Below are 19,175 nucleotides of genomic sequence, written 5' to 3' on the forward strand. Positions count from 1 at the left end.
AGTTGGGGAAAGCCCCGTCCTTCAGGCTGGGATGACAAATTGTAAACTCTTTTTCCCTATACTTCTTCATCACGGCAGATGGGCTAAAAGAGTGGGAACAAAACCAGAGCTACGGTCTCAATGGGAGTTCCTACACAGCCCCTATTCTAAGCCTAATCCACTAACGTTCTTGCTAGGTGGGGTAGCAAAAGTCCCGTACTACTAAGTAGGTTCAAGGTTAAGTCCGGTGAAGGGCCTACTCCAACGCCCAGTTTCCAGCGTTAGGTCCCTGGAGGTTCTCAGGACTCACTTCAGTCTGTAAAGTACGGCAACCATTCTCTGGAAGCGGTCACTCTTAACGGAGAGACTAGGGTAAAATGAATACCGTTGGACAACTCTCAGTTATACTGTACTAAGTATAACGGCTGCCTCGATGATATTCCCACGTCCAACCCTACCGTCAACGGCGTAAAGCCTGTTGTTACTCCCCAACGAGGAGGACGGTGACGTAGCTACCTTTACCCATTTGGGGTCTGTATACAGATGTAGTCAATCATCTTTTATATTATTACCCCTTATGGTGATTTCAGTGAAAAAAGTATGAACTCTAAGGCGATAAGATATCTATCGCTCCTCCTTGTTTTATTGATGGGAGGTTCATTCCTATCTGGTGTTATAACTCAAGCGCAGACTAGCGGAACAGCCGGAGGTGTAACAATATCGGTCAGCTCGAACTGGGTGAGCTATGGTCAAGTGGTTTTAGTGTCTGTCTATGACCCCAACGTCCCCCAAAGCGCTGTAGGTGCCAAATATGTAGAGGGTAACATCACCATTTCAAACGGCACAGTGACTTTACCCTTGAACAGTACTGAGTTTGAGAACCTTTCATCTGTTTACTACCTTCAAAACGGAGGTCACTACTTCTGGTTCTTTATCACCATGACTCCAGTCATGAGTACTCCTACAGTGACCGTAACTCCTTATAATGTAACTGTAACTAAAAAATTGACCATAAACGGGAGCACTAGTAATGTTATGTTAGTGAACAACAATTTAGTTGCGTCCATGGGAACTAAAAACGTACTGCATTTTACGATACCCTCTTCGTTCCCAGATAACCTGATAAGTATCTATGGTATGACAGTGAAAGGAGGTGGCTACGTTAACGTTACAAGCCTGTATTACTTTAGTACTAGCAAGACCATAACTATCCAGTACAGCACAGGTGCAAGCGTCACCATAAACAACTACGAGGCTAACTCCGGCAACTATCAAGTAACGGCTATTAGTTCACAGTCTACAGTACCGCTGAACTCGACCTGGACAGTATTGGTAAATGACCAGATAATGCAAGCTGACCCATTAGTGGGCGGCAATGGAGGTTATACAGTATATGTGATGAATAATTATCCCGGTGTGTATTCCCCAATCATACAGAACGTGTCTTACGTAGCGATTAAGAACGGTGTGTATGTAAACACGACCATATTCTCCGATAACCCCATATCCAATGCACTATCAATGTTCGGCTACGGCAATGTATACAACGGTAACTATACTATGTACACTTCATCTGTAGTTACTAACAGTACCTATGCCACGTTAACACCTGGAGGTAAAACACCTTCTTACTCTCCGTCCAAAGTTGAACCTTATCAATATTATAACCTGACGATAAGGGATAGGTATTTCACCACCTCAACCCCGATCACGATTTACTTTAGCGATTGGTTAGCAAATAACGCATCCGTGTCCGTAACCGGGACAATTAAGGAGACTCTGCCACAACCGTTGAAGCTATCCGTACTTAAGGGGGAGAACCTCACAGTTGACGCATTTGACAACATATCCAACTTCAGCGTTAATGAGGCCATACCGGTTAAAGTTTCACTCTTGGGCCAAAACGGTGAGACATTTAGTAGTAAAGTAATAAATTTGAGCGAGACTTACGCAGGTTCAGGAGTATTTAGTATGCCTGCAGTGCTTGAAATAGGTATGAATTATAGTATAGGCCCCAATTCTGCGGGCACGGAGATCGTTATCACATTGCCACCCTATGATTTCAGCAATACATCAATCTTGGTTACTGCTACCAATGATATTGGGGCTTCGTTCTATTATCTAGGACAAAATAAACCGGTTAACGTATCCACTCCAGGCCAGATAGTTGTGGGACAGCCGAGTCTGGAGCCTGTACCTCAGGTGACAGTGTTACCTAATGTCAGCACTGGTGTAGAGTTAGCCTACTACGAGCCTAACCTAGCCTTTGGGACTCCCACGACCCTTAATGTGCAGCCCGTGGCAACTAAAACTTACGACGATATAGTGTATAATGGAGTTACTATAGCGTTGGCAAATATCACTTATGTGTTACCTAACGGAACTTCCAACACGGTACCCCTATCCAATGCAGGCATCAACATATTGTCCTCCGCTAATGGGAACGGGACGTTCTTCATAAACCTACCGAGGACTACGATAGTAACCGAAGTTCTAAAACTTGGCTACATACCTTCCGGGACTCAGTTAACCTTCAAGATATATGACGAGTTTGCAGCCCAGACCCTCACAGTGACCTACAAGTTCCAGACTATTGCCCCGGTCATTACCATAGAGACCCCTACATCAACTTCCTTCTCCTCTGGTGAGGTCGCATACCTGCCTCCTCTGCCGTATAACGTTCTACCAGAGAAACACTATATACTGATCAACGTTACGGATCAGTTATACGCAAATAGCATACCTTCCACGGCTCTCCAGGCCACGTTGAATGTAATTGTTGAAAATGCCTCAGGCAAGGCAATAAAAGGAACTTCACCAATTCTCGTCACGTTAACGGAGACCGGACCTGGCACAGGCTTGTTCACTGGTCAGATTTACTACACTGTAGTGAAAAATAGTAACGGTTACTATCTAGATATTAATGGTATAAGTGTAACAAACCTTGAGAACGTTATAAACGGCTTCTTAGTGTTCAATTATACCTCTCCGTCTTCCAACCAGCAAGTTAACGCAACTGCATCGTTGAAGACCTCTACCTACACTCTTACAGTAAACCAGACGTCAGCTAACCCTGGCGCTTATGTGAAAGTGACAGTTAATAGCCCAGGACTTGTGGAGGGGGCCAATATGAGGTACACTGGATACCTCACTGCCTACGTGCAATACGTACCTTGGAACGGATATAGCTCGACGTTAACTCCGTCAGTAGCCCCAATATCTTTGAGTGAAGATGGTGCAGGATCTCCATTGTTCGTTGGAACTGTGGTCCTAGGTAACTCCAGCGTGGTGACCTTGAATAACCTCACAAGTATAATTAACATGGCCGGTTATACTGTGGCTCCAGGATCAGTAGTCCTAGTGAACTCCAACGCGAGTATAGGTCCGACGAGTACCTCCTCTTCAATTACCCCATACTATCAGCAGCAGACAATATCAATTAATGTCCCGTCCTTGACAGTGTCTATCCTCAACCCGTCCCCTGCATCCCCGTTCGCCAAGCTTGAGATTGAGCTGAACTCCACGTTATTTAACCTGTATTCTCACCCATCTCCTGGCAACTATACTTCAATATCTGGATCGGGAGCCGAACTCTTACTGGAAAATATAATATCCACGGTAACCACTCAGCAGTCCCAGCAATTGATAACTGGAACCGCCTTGATAAGCTCAAGTGACACCAGCTTCTACTACAACAACTCCATATGGGTGATTAGTGTCCCCATGACTTTGTGGAGCGGAACTCCTGGGAGTTACGGTGTCCCCATCAACGTGAACCTCACTGACTTGTTGCAGGTCACTCATAACGTCTACACGGTACATACCGTCGAGGTCCCCAACGTGTCCACCGGAACTGTGAGCATAGTTTCAGCGTACGCAGTCCCATCGGTGTCTGGTCAAGTTGCCACTCTCCAGATCAACGGTCTGGTGAAACCTATAATATCCGTTTACTTTAACAACCAGAACATAACTCAGTCCGCAGCAGGAGCAGTCCCATACCCCAACACCACTGCAGGTGAACTCGTAAACATCACGGTTTACGCCCCAGATGCAGTGGATAACCCCAACGTACCTGGTTCAGGGTCGACCTTCAACGTTACCATACTGAACACAGCGAACGGTGAGACTACGACCTTGGTCCTCAGCCAAGAGACCAAGATAGTCTCAGGTGTTCCAATCGGCACTCCCTACTACACAGGTCAATTGAAAGTCGTGGAGCCTGATGTGTTCACTCCTGGAGTGTCAGGTGAGATATCAGCCTCTCCTGGGTTAGTCAATAAGGTTCTAGTAAACATGAACGTGGTAGAAGGAACATACTTCAACTACAATGGTCTAAAACAACAGCTGACTATGAAGTCCTCCACCTACTTCTACGTGGGAGTTATCAAGGTTAGCGTCTTGGTGTCCCACTTCACCTTGACCTACAACGGGACCCCAACGACCAGCATGATGGTAGGTAAGACCTACAGTATACTCTTCAACGTGACTGACAACGGGAACGTGAATGAGACGGTCTACGGAACGCTAGAGGTACTTCTTAATGGAACACCAGTCCAGCCAGAGGTCATTGCCGTAGTTACATTAGCCCCAGGACAGAGTACTCAGGTAGGTGCCCTGTTCACTCCCACAATGCCCGGTAACTACACCATAGTATTCATACCCTTCCAGAACAACCTACTTAGCATACCCTACAACCAGGGACTGACTGAGGTCGTAAGCGCAAGTTAAAAAATTTTTATATTATTTTTAAAATTATGAAAGGTGAAAATGAATGAAATATAGTTTCCTTCCCTTAGTATTACTGGTGTTGATAGCTTCCCCGCTTTTGGCCTTATCTGCAGCTACTACCATAACTGTTACGACGCAACCGGTGTACCATCCTGGACAGACGGTTTTCATAGAGGGGACTGCGCCGGCTAACACTCAGGTCGGAGTGACAATATATAACCCACAGGGTAAAGCTGTCTTCTCTAACGTGACTACCAGTAACGCCAACGGTGTGTACTCCCTAAAGGCCTTTACTTTCCCAAGTCAGGCTACTACGACTCTACCTTACGGCACTTACACTGTACAGGTTGGGACGAGCACTGGGTTCACGAACTCCACTACGTTCCAGTTCCTCCCTCTAACTGCTACAGTTAGGGTTTTGGTAGTTAACCCACAGGGAGTCCCCGTTAGCGGGGCTACTGTCACAGCAGATAGCGTTTCGGCGACAACTAACTCTTCCGGGGTAGCAGTGCTATCTCTACCCACAGGGAACTACACCCTAAAGGTGGTCCCACCTTCGCCTTATGCCCCGACTAGCGAGTCCATAAGCGTAGTAGCACCGAATATGTATAGTTTCACTGTAACAGTACAGATCCAGGAGCTGTCCTTGACCGTGGTTAAGGCTGTCTCACCTAACGTTAACCTACAGGACCTGACTTCCGGTACTGGGATCACCATGACTGGAGGGACTACCCTTACAATTTGGAGCACTGTAACTTTCGCTGGAGCTCCAATATCTACAGCTACTGTCATCGCCATGTATAACGGGACGAACTACACGGCTACTTACATGAACGGTTATTACGTAGTGAACATATCTGTTCCTAACGTACAGTATGAGACCGACTTGATCCTTACGGCCTCTTACTCAGGAATGACATCCACTCCTGTTGTGCTACCACTGACCGTTAACCTCAACGAGCAGAAAGTGATAGAGAGCTTAAACGCTACTGTCACTTCCCTTAGTCAACAGGTAACGTCACTCTCGTCAACTGTAAGCTCCCTATCGTCTACTGTGTCCTCCCTGTCATCGACGGTCTCCTCCTTGTCAACTACCCTAGGCAAGTTGAACTCTACCTTAGGCTCGTTGCAACAGAGCGTGAGCACATTGAGTAGCGAGTACACAACGTTGAACAGTAAGGTCAACGCGTTGTCCGGTCTGTCTGGAACCGTGGATATAGCCCTGGCAGTGAGCATCATAGCTATAATTATTTCAATAGTGGTACTAATACTACTCTTTAGAAAGGTAAGTTAATTTTTTTCCACCTAAATTCATAAAGGTTTTACCAGAGGTGCTCTTCTTTATAGAAGAAATTTTACACTATTTATCAAAAGTTATTCGCTCTAAATTCATAAAAGTTAGATTTTACATTCTAAGATGGGAGTATTATTGCTCTTTTGGTCTGGATTTCGTTAAGTTACGACCTTACCCTTTTTAGGATTATAGTTAGGAATTATGAGATAAAACGAATTTTAAGAGATTAGCAGTACCTTATACAGTTTACCCTCTCTCTAGAGTGCCCATAGTCAACAGATTTTGTTTGAACATTAAGTTTATACAATCTGGGTTGTTGAGCACTTTACATACCGCAAGGAAGTTTTACCCAGGATGTGGGTATGTATCTCGGAAGGCTGATAAGCGCTATGGAGAGTCCAAGATGCTCGAGATATCCTACAGTCTAGGTGGATTGGAGTCCCCCTTTAGACCAGCAGGGGGTAAGGACGAGTCGGTACCTTGACTCTCGTAAGCTAAAAATTGAGGATTGATATCGGACGACATGAAATTAGATGAGACCCAACACCTAATTTTCTAACTCCTTCTTTTGTTTGGTTGATGAAAACCTAGAGCACACACCTTTCTTCCTAACTACACTCATTAGCCTTTCGGTGTCCTCCTCCACCACTTGTCACTCCTGAACCTAAACAACGTAGTTCCAAAGTACTGTGTAAGATACAACCTAGCTTGTAAGAAAGGTGTCTTGTGGACATAACGTGAGATCCCCCATGAGGTAAGGGTTAGTAACCTGTTGAACTCTACATAACTATCTAAAGAAATAAGATCAATGCTGACGGTATCTCTCATCCTCCACTAGCATAGGCTAGTCAGTATCAACAATACCTTTTTATCCACAGGTTACATCTTCAGCCAGTGGGGTACAGATCAGTTCTATTCTATAATTTGAGGATTTTCCAAAAGTATTTGGACGTGATAGTGATATTTTTGGTAACATTTTTAGTGTTCCATGAACTATTGCTAAACTATTACGTCTCATACTTTGACATGAGTACGAACCCCCCATTCGTTGACACCTCCTTTAACCCCTCAATTTTAACCGGTGTGATCAACTCTCCACCCATATTCAGTATTAATCTCAACCCAGGCCTCAACGTTTTTGAGGCCCTGTTTTCCCTACTTTTCGGGGGGTATGGGATTAACCTGGTTTACTTCATCTACCTCCTTTTCTTCGCCTTAGGTTTAAGACAGTTAGGACTAGTTTTTACCGAGAAAAGAGTGTTTACTACCCTTGGGGCGTTGATAGGACTACTAAATCCCGGGACTATATCAGTTATCATAGACAGCCCTCTGACGTTGTATGTCGCCCCAATACCATGGTTTGTGGCCTTCTATTACAAGTACAGGGTCATTACCTGGGACAGACGAGATTTCCTCCTGTCCTTAGCTCCCCTCACTGTCTTAGGGGTGTATGGACCTCCAATACCCGCTCTAATTGTCTCGTTGTTATCTGTGGAACTCTTTTCCCTTATAAAGAGGGGGAGCGGGGAGCTGTTGAACACTCTGACCTCTTCAACTAAGGTCTTACTGTTCTTTTCGTTTACGCATATAAACGTCCTTTACCTCGTCCTGAGCCACGGTTCCCAAGTATCCTCGTACAGCTTTGCCGAGGAGTACTTTTTTAATGGGGGCTATGACCGCGCATTTAACCTTCTACAGGAGGTTTCTCTATTAGTTTCATCTAAAGTTTTATTTTTCTATAGTTTGTCTGATAGATGGTTCCCCTCTGCAATCCTCTATATTTTCTCGTGGCTTTTTATATTATTATTCGTAGCAGGGACAATAAACTTTATACTAAAGAGAGAATTTTTTCCGTTGATCTTTGCTGGGTTTCTCCTCTCCCTGGTAAGTTACGAGAATAACTACTTAGGTGTTTACAATCTAGTACATAAGTTCATTCCCATATTTTCCGGGGTCGATCCGTACGAGTACACACCTTTGATTGCTATGCTCTACACTCTTGTGGTAGTTAACTTATCTAAGGGGGATTTAGTGAACCCTAAACACCTCCTAAATCATATCCGTAGGGTTGTTCTAGTCACCGTTGTTATCCTAGTATCTATAGCGGGCTTTGTATCAACAGTCGATTTCGCAATGATATGGCACCAGTTTGAAGTTCCTAATTACGTCATCCAGACATATGATGAGTTATACAACAGTGGTAAAGGGGGATCTGTCCTTATATTACCACCTGTTATAAAGATCCCTCTTTCCAAGTATTTCCTGAACTTGACCGTTCTTGGGTTTAGTTACACTGCGCCTTATTCTCCTGGGATTAACGTCTTTACGTATTCTGATAACGCCATAACAATAGACTCTTTGGGTTCACCTCAAAGCCCCTACACTTTTCTATATTTTTACCTGTTATCAGGTAATATATCTGGCGTACAATTTTATAGCAAGGAACTTGATGTTAGATCTATCCTATGGGCAAACTCTTCCTTGTTTTTTGGTTACGCACAGGTTTTTACTACGCATCTTAACTCCTCGAGTCCCTCTGGTGTATATGCCGCCTTAACTTCCTTCGTTTATTACATTCCAGAGGTGAGCGTCTTTAATAACTCGAATTTTTCTATAATATATAAAAATAATAATTTCCTAGTAATAAAGGTGAATACGCCACCTGCCTATGAGGTCAAGGAAGAGTGGTACGGGGTCAAAATAATACCGGAGGAGAGGACGAATTCAATCATCACCCCAGTAGGGGAAGGGACGGGGGCTATAGTCTTTGGTTATAAACAGGTAAACTATAACGGTCAATTAGAGGTCGTATCTAGCTCTGGGATTAGACCATTTATTATAACCTCGTATTCCGTAATCTTTAATATTATCAGTGAATTTCTAATTGTCCTATTTTATATATATCTAATTTATAGTATATACAAAGATAGAGGGAAAGGTAAAGACCACGTTATTACTTGACACGAGAAGGTCCTCTGCAGTTTTAAGACGAAATTTTAGGTGGTAGTGTGCAAATAGTCACTGGGTAGGTTTTTTAAAAAAAGTAGGTGTTTCAAACGCTTACTCGAGCTTCTCTCACAACATCTCGCAAAATCGACAATAAGTCGAATGTGAACACTAAGTAGTGCAATCCCTACAGAGTTTTTGCTAGGTAGGAAGCAAAGGTCATACAGTCTTATCGAAAACTAGCAGAGATTCTCGCGTCCAAGCCCCATGAGAAAGGTATAAAGACGCTCTTGGTCGTTGAGTACAACGCTTTTGAACTTGCGCTTTTCACAACGTCACAGTGAGAAGAGATCCCAGAGGGGCAGTCATTTGCCTGCAACACTACAGGCTTCACAGTGACGTCAAAGGTGCCCTGAACATGGCGAAGTAAGCCTCCAATTCAACGAGGGAGTTAACATCACCGTGCGACGGACCCTCGGGGATCGTGTCTTTCCTCAGCGCCTCTTCATGTCACTCTAGTTAAAATTAAATCTTTTCGAGATAGTTTGCAATTCTTTCTAAAGCGTCCCTTATCACGTCACTTAGGATAGCTATGGCGAAAGAGTAAATCGTGATGAACATCCCTATAACCACAGCCACCGTCCCCTGGAAGTCGATAAGCAAGTAGTTTGTCCCAGGGCCCAACTCTGTTGTCGGACCACTGAAGGGATGGCCGTCTAACTTTAGACCTATATTGTTCAAGGGGATCACTGTCATGTTTAAGGAGAGGCTAGACTTGATGATTAGCTCCTCTCCCCCGAAAATTTGTTTTACCTTTACAGTGTAGCTAGTGTTTACAGGGAATCTCCCTACAAGGTAGTAGTCAACACCATTGTTCTCCACAAAGACCCTAGTTACGTTAACGAAACCCGGGGGAGAGTAAAGGGTGAACTCTTTTACCCCTGAGATATAGGACCCGTTGTGCAGCGTTTCTCCTTGGGCCTCCACTGTAATTGGGACGTTACTATCGTAGTATAGAGTACCGTTCAGTCCCTCTGAAGGGGTTATACTCACGTAAAATGGAGTGCTCGAGTTCCAAGACATCCAGTTCTCCGTGATGTTGACTGAGACGTTCCGGGACACCTCTATCCCAGTTAAGTTGACCTCATTATCGATAGGAAGTATGAGGCCAAAGGTCCTCACGTCTTGCCACGGTAGTGACGTGTTCAAGTCAAGTGCGGTAAACTTACCGTTTAAGATCTCGCCCGAGATGAAAGTGAAGTTACCCTCCTTGCTGAATTCAAGTGTGAAGTTGAAAGGTCTACTTACATTAAAAGGGGTCACATCTCCTACAAGCTTTATCTCCCTGCTGTAGAGGAGGACGGTAGGCTTGCCAAGTTCTACTGTCAATGCCGCGAAATTTATAGGGGTCACGGAGCTATCCTCTGTGGCATTACCTATGAACAAAGAGGGATAGGGAAAGTAGTTGACCCATTTACCCGATAGGGTCACGGAGAAGGTGGGCGGCGGGGTCAAGTTCCAGAAGAGGAACTGAGAACCTAACAAAGACTTGATGACTATCGAGCGGGATAGGTTAACCTGGAGTTGCCCTGAGGAGTAACTTGGGTGGAAATTACTGGAATTAATCTCTAGGAAGGGAAAAGCCTCTGGAGAGACGTTAAAGTCCACTCTCTTTAAGTAACTAGGTATAACCACAGTGAAGAACGCTGGGAAACCGAGGAAATCTGGGTTACTCTTAACTTCTCCTGTGTTGGTGACAACGTACTGTAACCCCTGAGTGACCACGGGAGAGCTGTTGGTCGCAACTGGGGAAAGGTAAGGAAAAGAGTAGTTCCACCACACTAGCGAGGCGTTCTCTACCCTGTTTGAGATTTCAAAGACCTGTTCCGGGATAGAAGTGGGTTGGTAGTTAACAAACTGAAGCAAGGAACTGGAGAGCAATAGGACCACGACTAACGCAATTAACACCTCCTTTACTCCTTTTCCCCGCACTGCCAGTAGCGTAGACATGACAGCTACAGGGTACATCGTTTCGGAGTAAGGGAGTCCAGACACTAGGAACGCGAGGGAAATCACCGAGATGATGGCAGAGGCTTTGTCCCCAAACTTAGTAAGGAGGGTAGCTACTGGGAGTAGGAGGACAAAGGTGATGTACGGAGTAACTTCGCCCACATTAGGAGTCCCGTAAAGTATATATGGGATTATCCAGAATGCGTTTGCCCCCAGAACGGAGAGGACCAACCAACTTAAGCCTCTCCTGTACGTGATAAGACCCATTAACGCTACCGAGACTACCAGGGGGAAGAACGAGGAACCTAGGATGGAGATAAACATAACAGCTGGATATTTCACGGAGTTTCTCAGACTAGTTAAGACCAAGGATATAATGAAAGGTAGGACAGCGTACCCGAAGAGTAAGTATGGGTCCTGAAAGGGCGAAAGTAGCTCATAAACTAGGGAGAACATGGGGACATGTCTTAACCCCAACTTCCTAAACATCATGAACGCTCCTAACCCTGATAGGTAAGAGAGGCAAGCAATGTAAACGTCTACACCAAAGTAGCCTAGATGGGAGAGCAGGTGAGAGAGGGGCCAGCTACCTAACACCTGGTTCAGCTGAGGGAAGTACCTGACAGGGACCCATAGGTTGAAGGGACTTACATTGAAGAGGTAGGACTTTTGAGACCACCAGTAGTAAGCGTAAGGTAACCCGAGAGAGAGGGAGGCGAGAGGGTATATCGCTAGGAGAACGGGCGTCCTAGGAAACTTGCGAGGTAACCTCTTCCCCTCAATAGCCATCCCTACTATACCGAAAAAGAGGCTGTAAAATGCCCCGTCTGATAGCGAGGAGACCAAGGGAGACGAGAGCCCTTGTTGGATGGAGACCGCTGAGGCAGTGAGGAGCAGGGATATCCCGTTAATTACTGCACCCCTCAGATCGAGCTTCAGGTACAGGAGGGCGACTAGGGCAAGCGCGAAGGCTAGGACTTGCATGTAGGCGTTTAAGTCCATCATCACTAGGGAGATAGCAAAGAAGAGGAGGAAAGATGTGGACCTTTCCTTGAGGTAGTAGGAGGTGATCGAGGTCAGCCCAGACAGCGCTATCACTGAATAATTCTTTGTAATTAGAGAATATGGCAATAGCGAGAGGGGAAGGGTCACCGACAGCTCAGGTGAGAGTATGGAAAAGGCAGCGGAGGAGAGAGCTATCAGACCGAAGCTGTACTGGAGGGGGATAACCAAGGAAAGGACTCCTGTAGTCAGGTCTATCAGCAGAGAGGTTAGGTAGTAGTTTAGTTTATCCATACCCGCAGAAATATTCTCTGAGCGATTAAAGGTTATCGTAACGCTTGGGACCTGAGGATTCTACAGTTTTCTGTTTCTAGGTTTGTATTGACGTACCTAGGGTAGAGCTTTATACTTAGAGTGACTCTATCGTTAAGTGTAGCTCCTACTCCAAGTGGTGAGGGAACTTGTTTTCATCGACCTGCTTCTTGTTTAAAGCGAAATGTCCTTGGGTTGCACGTAGGCGTTAAAGTCTCTTACAGTAAAACTTTTTGAAGGAAACCCTTCCTTCAGCGGTTATGTAATCAGTCCGTTGAATATATATCTATGGTTTTCATTTATTCTTCTGATGGATTTACTTTTTGTCAACCACAGGGACATTTATCATCCTCACGCTGGGGGCGCTGAAGAGGTACTTTTTCACGTTACCACAAGGTTGTCCAAGACCAACGAAGTTACTTGGCTTACCGAGAGGGTGAAGGGGAGGAGTGACGAGGAGGAAATAGACGGGGTCAGGGTCCTAAGGAGAGGGACCAGGATATCCCTTCACCTTCTCTCGTTGCTGGAAGCTAGACGTCACGAGGTAGTCGTAGATAGTGTAGCTCACGCTGTCCCGTTCTTCTCCTATTTGGTTAACGAGAGAAGCGTTGCTCTTGTCCACCATGTTCACCAGGACGTCCTAAAGTTTGAGGTGGACCCAATTACCAGACTCGCGATAAGCAGTTTGGAGAAAAATCTGAAGAATTACTCCCATGTCATAGCTGTTTCACATGCGACCAAGAGGGATCTAGTCAAGAAGATAAAGGTGGAGGAAGACAAGATCAAGGTTATACATAATGGGGTAGACCACGTTAAATATAGGCCCGGGAAGAAGTCCTCTTCTCCCCTGGTCCTCTGGGTAGGTAGGATGAAAAGGTATAAGAACCCCTTGGACTCCGTGGAGATATTTAAGAGGCTTAACAAGAAGGCGGAGATGGTGGTAGTAGGTGAAGGGGACCTGGAGAACGAGTTCAGGAGAGCAGCTGAGCCATTGGGCGTAAAATACCTAGGCAGGGTGAGTGAGCAAAAGAAGATAGAGCTTTACCAGAGGGCGTGGGTGGTACTCTCCACCTCGTTTATTGAGGGATGGGGTATGACGATTGTCGAGGCGAACGCTTGTGGTACACCAGCACTGGCTTACAACGTTGGGTCAATGCCTGAAATTATAAAGGAAGGTAAAAACGGTTTCCTAATAGACTACAAGGATTACGTTAAGGCCTCTAAGACACTTGAGTACATGCTCGAGGAGGACGTCATGTTAAGCCTCTCCAAGAGTTCCTTGGAGGAATCCATGAACTATGATTGGGATAGGACTGCAAACGAGTACGAGACTTACCTAAGGTCTATTTAAGAGGAGTAACGACTATATCCAAAGGGGAGACTATAGTGCAGACCGGTTTCGCTACCCCGCCTCATGGTCCGGTTTTTCGTACTTTTCAAGAGCTTTACCCATCCTAGATACTACTAGTTCCAACCTTTTGGAGAAAACAGAGATAACAAAAGCCAAGATGAATGAGATTACTGAAAGGTATAGGCTTGGATAGACTAGTCCTTGTCCCAAGAAGTACATAATTACTGTGTGGTCGCCAGGGGGTAAAATGATCGAGGTGTTGTGCTCTACCTTACCGTCAACTATGTACTGGACAGAGGAGTTGAGAGGTCCAGACAACGGGAGGAGCGTAACGTTAAGTTTCACAGGGGTGTCTATCTTATCCAGTATACCCCCTGCAACTAGAGTTTGGTTGACCGTGTAATTAGTAGATACGTTAAACTTTCCTACAACGTAGTACTCCATCTCACTGCTTAACACTACTAAAGAGGTTAAATTGACAAGACCAGGAGGGGAAGATACTGTCAGTTCCCTCAACCCAGACACTCTCTCCCCAGATCTTAGGTCGAGGTAGCTCCCGTTTAGTAGGAGCGCGTGTAGTTGAATCCGCTCCGGGCTGGAAAAGTACACAGTCCCGTTCAGGGTTGAAGAGGGTACGAAGGTCACATTTGAAGCTGAGGTAGAGTACCAAGACACCCAGCTCTGGGTTATGTCCAACGGGAGTAACGTGGATATGGAGAAGGACTTTATTTCCACTCTATTGTCCAGGGGGAGTATTAGAATTACGTCGGTTACGTTATTCCATGGGAATCTAGATGGTAAGGAGAGTTGGTGGAGCTCTCCGTTGAACCGCTCCCCGTAGAGTTCTACGTATCCATTAGCGTTTTGGAAGTAAAGGGTAAGGCTAAAGTTCTTGGTTAAGTCTAGCGGGGTTCCGAAGCCCAACAGGCTTATCTTAGATGAGGAAAATTGGAAGAACGGGCTCCTGTTCCCTAAGGTCAAGGCTAGGGCGTTAAAGGAGATTGGTGCAAAACCTGTCGTGTTCGTGACGTTGTAGGCGATTGCTAGGTACACCTGCGGAAAGAGCTGTATCCAGTCTCCTGATATAGAGATCGAAAAGGCGGAAGAGTTACCTGGGGAGAACTTCCAGTCCAAGTACTGAACCCCAGATCTGGAGTCCACCAAGACGAAACTGTTGGTACGCTCTAGGGAAAGGTTCTCAGACTTATAGGAATATGTGAAGTTATCTGGGCCAACCGAAAAGACCGGTGCGCTTTCTGGATACCAAGACCCGTTAATCCTAACGAAAGTGGAGGGAAGTATTACCCTTATGGACATGGGGAAACCGGTGTAGTCTGGGTTCTCCTTTGCGGTGTTGTTAGTCACTATATACTGGATGGAGTTTAAGGGTAGTTGAGTCCAATTTGATGGAACCGGGGAAAGTAGTGGAAAACTGTCGTTCCACCAAACTAGGGTAGCGTTCTCGACCTGGTCTTGGGCTTTCAATAGAGGAGATGGGATATTCACTGGATGAAAGGATATGAACTGATAGGTTGACGAGGACAGCAGAATGAATAGGGTAATCGCTGTTATCAAGGTCTTCCCTTTGTTAACTGCTAAGAGCGTTGACAGTATGGCTACAGGGTAGAGGGCCTCGGTATAAGGTAGGGAGGATGATATATAGGCCAGTGAAGCTATGGAGAGAATGGCAGCCCTCCTCTCTCCGTTAAAGTGGATCACCGAGACCATTAGGGGAAGAAGAAGGGCTAGTGGTACAACGTTACCTAGTCTCCCAACGCTCGGCGACCCTAAAAGGGTGTAGGGTACTATCCAGAAGAGGTTTGCTCCTATCATCCCAACAACTGCCCAGCCTATTCCCCTCCTAGACGTTACCCCTCCCAGAAGGGAAGCCTGAAGAGGGAAAAGGAAGTAAGAGGAACCTATCACTGAAGTGACCATTATGGCGGGATATTTCAAGTACGCCCTAGAATTGCTGTTCATCAGCCAGACAGTGAGTGGGAGTATGGAATAACCCAATAAGAGGTAAGGGTGGTCGAATGGGGAAAGGACCTGATAGATGAGGCTAAATAGAGGCGCATATTTCATCTTCAGTCCCGTAAACATGAGGAATGAGGCTAGTCCTGCCACATAAACTAACACAGCTATGTAAGCGTCTACCCCTAGGACGCCCAACCTCAAGGTAAGGTGTGAAAGGGGCCAACTCCCCGCTAGTCCGTTGAGCTGAGGAAAGTACTTTAGAGGAGCCCAAAGGGAGAGAGGACTTGTACGGAAAAATAGGGATTTTGGGTCCCACCAGTAATAAGCCTGTGGTAAACCAACGGTAAGACTTAGCAAAGCATAGGGGACGAACAACATGGGTATCCTTGGGAACCTCTTGGGGAGACTGGTCCTCTCGACGGCAACTCCTAAGACGCCGAAGAGGAGGGAGAAGTAAGCAACGTTAGAGAACTGGCTCATAAGAGAGGGCTGGGAAATGGAGTAGAACAGGGCTGCCAGTGTAAGGAGAAGAACACCATTGACCACAACCCCTCTCAAGTCCAACTTCAGGTAGAGGACGGATGCAGTTAGTACCAAGAAACCTAGGACTTGTAATACATCACCAGAGTTAACTAGTGCTAGGGATAGGGAAAGGGCTAGGAGAAAAGAAGTTGAGTGCTCCCTCAAGTAATATGATAAAACTGATAGGACTGAGGCTAAAACTAAGGGGGTAGGGGATCCTCCTAGAAGGAGAGATGGGACTAAAGATACGGGAGCAGTAAATGTAAATTCCCTCATGGGGAGGATGGAGTAAAGGGCCAAGACAAGGGATATTATAGCGAAAAGTTTTAGATTGCCTAGATCGAGAAATGAGGAAGAACCTAGGACAACGTCCAAGATAATCGCGATGACAGCATATCCTATTCTGTCCATGTTAGTCTAAGGAAAAGATCGTTCTTTAATGTTTTTGGTTTTTAGAAGAATACGATCCTGTTGTTGTATGGGTGGCTCAGTCAATTCCCTTAAAACCTTTTATAAAGAAACTATCATTCTCAAATATGAAAGCCATAATCTTAGCTGGAGGTTACGGAAAGAGGCTGAGACCTTTCACTGACGATAAACCGAAGCCCCTTGTGGAGATAGCAGGGAAGCCCATCCTAGAGTGGCAAATACTCTGGTTGAAGAAGTATGGGATTCTAAACTTCCTTATCCTGGCAGGGTACAAGAAGGAGGTCTTAGTGGACTGGAGCTCCCAGAACGCAGACAGGTTGGGGGTGAACGTGATGTTAGGGGTGGAGAACGAACCCTTGGGGACAGGGGGTGCGATCAAGAGGGTAAAGAACTTCCTGGCTGAGGACTTTCTGGTGCTGAACGGCGATATATTGACCAACCTTGACGTAAACCAACTTTCAGGGAAGGGGAACGTCATCGCCCTAGTCCCACTTAAGAGCCCCTACGGAGTAGTAGAGGTCAGCGACAGTAAAGTCACTAGGTTTATTGAAAAACCAGTCCTATACGAGCATTGGATCAACGCAGGTGTGTATCACCTCACTCCCGAGGTCTTTGAGTACCTACCAGATAAGGGGGACCTGGAAAAGACTACCTTCCCCAACCTCGCGGAGAGAGGGCTATTAAAGGCTGTGAAGTTCAAGGATGCTTACTGGAGGTCCATAGACTCTATCAAGGACATGGAGGAAGCTTCCCAGGAGGTCGAGAAATTTGTACGATGACTGGGGCCATCAGTACCGGGAAGCCATGGGACTGACCGTACCCTCCCTTGCAGGAAAGGTCTCCTGTACGGGGATGGGGGGCAGTGGGGTAGTATGTGAAGTAGTAAAGGCGTTTTATCCCCTGAGGACTGACGATCCGGACGTGCTAATAGCTGTTAGCTATTCAGGGAACACTTGGGAGACCGTGGAGAGGGCTAAGCAGGCCATGTCCCAGGGTATAAGGGTTGTAGCTGTGACCTCCGGGGGAGAGCTCTCCAAGTTGACCAGAGAGGTCATCTTAGTGAAGCAGGGTAACCAGCCAAGGTATTCCTTTCCCTACCTCTTCCTTCCTGTGGTAAAGATGTTGAGGCCTGACCTGATTCCTGAGGTAGTGAGCGGGGTTGACAACGCCAGAGCAGTGGAGGTGGCTAAGGAACTACTGGACTTTATAGGGGGCAGGATCCCGGTCTTTTATGGAAGCAAGTACCTCGGTGTAGCTAAGAGGTTCAAGCAGGAAATTAACGAAAACGCTAAGTACCCTGCATTTTTCGGGGAAATACCGGAGGTGAACCACAACGAGGTGGAGAGCTACACCCACGGAGAGGGGATAGCCCCAATAGTCCTGGTGGGGAGCGAGATTGACCAGGTCACTGCAGAGCTGATTAACGCCTTTGTCCTCAAGGTGACGGGGATGAGGGACGTGTCCTTTCTAATTCAGGTAGCCGGTTTCCTGTCAGTAGAGTTGGCTAAAAAGCTCGGTGAAGATCCCTCGAAGCTAACGAAGATCCCAGAGGGAAAGAGGCTTGCCCAAAGGATTGGCCGTTGAGGGTGGAGGAACTAAGACCATTGCAGTCGTGTTCCACGGTGTAGAAATATTAGGGGTAGGCATGGCCGGCTCCTCCAACTTGGTAGAGGTGGGAAGGGACAGAGCTGAGAGGGCCTTGAGGGAGGCCATAGGTGAGGCGTTGAGTGAAGCTTCTACGTCGATGGAGGAAGTCCAGGAGTCAGCCTTCGCCTTAGCTGGGGTCGGGGATTCCCCCGGTTTTACGAGGGAAGTTGTGGAGCTTGTGAAGAGCATAAGGGAGGGCGCTGTTATCATGAACGACGGTGAGGCTGCAGTCAGGCTTGCCCACCTCTTTGAGGACGGTGGAGCAGTAGTAGCTGGGACCGGGAGCGTAGGATATATCCAGAGGGGAGGGTCAATGAGGAGGCTTGGGGGATGGGGGTGGTTCTTCGGGGATGAGGGTTCGGCGTCCTATATAGGCAAGAGGGCAATTACCATGGCAACTAGGGCGTTGGACGGCCTTTTGGAGAGTAGGTTACCCGGAGAACTGGAGCGGTTTTACGGGATGGAAATTAGGGACATAATTGAGATGTTTACGAGGAGACCGGACAAGAGCAGGATAGCCTCGTTCGCGAAGGTAGTGGATAGACTAGCAAAGGAAGGAGATCCTACAGCAGTTCAAATCATGAACGAGACTGTGGAATACATCAGCGCAGTCCTGGAAAGGATGAAAAGGGAGGTGACCAGAGTAGCTGGGGTTGGAGGGGTGTTCAACTCAGCATACGTAAAGGAAAGGCTGAAATGGTTGAGAACGTACAGGGGGTACCAGGCTGTTGTGGGTTGCGTGGTGAGCTTGAGGGTTGGATTAAAAGAGGAGGACAGGGATAACCTTCTAACCCAGCTGGAGAAGTTCATGAGCAGGCTAGGAGCTAGGACTGGTTAGCCAAGCTAATTATCTCCCCAGTCTAGTTACCTCCCTGATAAGATAACGGTAGACCTTACCCTTTTAGGCTAGGGGGTACATCTCTTTTACTCAATAAACGAGAAAGAGTTAGCCAATCCTTTTAATACTTCCTTGCTTGA

The 19,175-nt window shown here is 46.4% G+C and carries 10 protein-coding genes; 8 read left to right on the top strand and 2 right to left on the bottom strand.

All coding sequences use genetic code 11. The features are described from left to right. Positions 1 to 579 precede the first annotated feature (579 nt). The 4 genes from slaA to GWK48_RS02705 all read left to right on the top strand — a co-directional run bounded on the left by slaA (position 580) and on the right by GWK48_RS02705 (position 8,962). Positions 580 to 4,707 carry an S-layer protein SlaA gene (gene slaA, locus GWK48_RS02690; RefSeq protein WP_174629339.1) on the top strand — a complete coding sequence of 1,376 codons (4,128 nt, stop codon included), beginning with the start codon at positions 580 to 582 and terminating at the stop codon, positions 4,705 to 4,707. 43 nt (positions 4,708 to 4,750) lie between these two features. Next, complete coding sequence (gene slaB / locus GWK48_RS02695; RefSeq protein WP_174629341.1) at positions 4,751 to 6,001, top strand: S-layer protein SlaB; 1,251 nt, start codon at positions 4,751 to 4,753, stop codon at positions 5,999 to 6,001. A 313-nt stretch (positions 6,002 to 6,314) separates the two neighbouring features. Beyond that, positions 6,315 to 6,485: a hypothetical protein gene (locus GWK48_RS02700; protein ID WP_174629343.1), complete on the top strand. Its 171-nt coding sequence runs from the start codon at positions 6,315 to 6,317 to the stop codon at positions 6,483 to 6,485. A 410-nt stretch (positions 6,486 to 6,895) separates the two neighbouring features. Beyond that, positions 6,896 to 8,962 carry a hypothetical protein gene (locus tag GWK48_RS02705; protein WP_174629345.1) on the top strand — a complete coding sequence of 689 codons (2,067 nt, stop codon included), beginning with the start codon at positions 6,896 to 6,898 and terminating at the stop codon, positions 8,960 to 8,962. 510 nt (positions 8,963 to 9,472) lie between these two features. On the opposite strand, the gene GWK48_RS02710 is transcribed toward GWK48_RS02705, so the two are convergent. Beyond that, positions 9,473 to 12,253, bottom strand: coding sequence for a hypothetical protein (locus GWK48_RS02710; protein ID WP_174629347.1), 2,781 nt, complete (start codon positions 12,251 to 12,253; stop codon positions 9,473 to 9,475). 328 nt (positions 12,254 to 12,581) lie between these two features. Here GWK48_RS02710 and GWK48_RS02715 point away from each other — a divergent pair, with 328 nt between their 5' ends. Further along, a complete protein-coding gene (locus tag GWK48_RS02715) occupies positions 12,582 to 13,622 on the top strand; it encodes a glycosyltransferase family 4 protein (protein WP_174629349.1) in 1,041 nt (346 codons plus the stop codon). Between the two features lie 51 nt (positions 13,623 to 13,673). Here GWK48_RS02715 and GWK48_RS02720 read toward each other — a convergent pair whose 3' ends face one another. Continuing rightward, positions 13,674 to 16,532, bottom strand: a complete 2,859-nt coding sequence (locus tag GWK48_RS02720; RefSeq protein WP_174629351.1) for a hypothetical protein — start codon at positions 16,530 to 16,532, stop codon at positions 13,674 to 13,676. 125 nt (positions 16,533 to 16,657) lie between these two features. Here GWK48_RS02720 and GWK48_RS02725 point away from each other — a divergent pair, with 125 nt between their 5' ends. Genes GWK48_RS02725 through GWK48_RS02735 form a run of 3 tightly spaced genes read left to right on the top strand, consistent with a single transcriptional unit; the run spans position 16,658 to position 19,035 of the window. Beyond that, complete coding sequence (locus tag GWK48_RS02725; protein ID WP_174629353.1) at positions 16,658 to 17,329, top strand: nucleotidyltransferase family protein; 672 nt, start codon at positions 16,658 to 16,660, stop codon at positions 17,327 to 17,329. Then, the gene (locus tag GWK48_RS02730; protein WP_246263879.1) at positions 17,319 to 18,134 is read left to right on the top strand and encodes an SIS domain-containing protein; all 816 of its coding nucleotides are present in this window, start codon (positions 17,319 to 17,321) and stop codon (positions 18,132 to 18,134) included. The genes GWK48_RS02725 and GWK48_RS02730 overlap by 11 nt, the downstream gene beginning before the upstream one ends. Next, complete coding sequence (locus tag GWK48_RS02735; protein ID WP_174629355.1) at positions 18,112 to 19,035, top strand: BadF/BadG/BcrA/BcrD ATPase family protein; 924 nt, start codon at positions 18,112 to 18,114, stop codon at positions 19,033 to 19,035. Before GWK48_RS02730 ends, GWK48_RS02735 begins: the two co-directional genes overlap by 23 nt. The last annotated feature ends 140 nt before the right edge of the window (positions 19,036 to 19,175 follow it).

The sequence above is a fragment of the Metallosphaera tengchongensis genome (genome assembly GCF_013343295.1).
Classification (GTDB): domain Archaea; phylum Thermoproteota; class Thermoprotei_A; order Sulfolobales; family Sulfolobaceae; genus Metallosphaera; species Metallosphaera tengchongensis.

Bases quoted from the DNA above. Each gene is read 5' to 3' on its own strand.
- GWK48_RS02715 (WP_174629349.1), top strand. From the start codon at position 12,582: ATGGATTTACTTTTTGTCAACCACAGGGACATTTATCATCCTCACGCT.
- GWK48_RS02725 (WP_174629353.1), top strand. From the start codon at position 16,658: ATGAAAGCCATAATCTTAGCTGGAGGTTACGGAAAGAGGCTGAGACCT.
- GWK48_RS02720 (WP_174629351.1), bottom strand. From the start codon at position 16,532: ATGGACAGAATAGGATATGCTGTCATCGCGATTATCTTGGACGTTGTC.
- GWK48_RS02710 (WP_174629347.1), bottom strand. From the start codon at position 12,253: ATGGATAAACTAAACTACTACCTAACCTCTCTGCTGATAGACCTGACT.
- slaA (WP_174629339.1), top strand. From the start codon at position 580: ATGAACTCTAAGGCGATAAGATATCTATCGCTCCTCCTTGTTTTATTG.
- slaB (WP_174629341.1), top strand. From the start codon at position 4,751: ATGAAATATAGTTTCCTTCCCTTAGTATTACTGGTGTTGATAGCTTCC.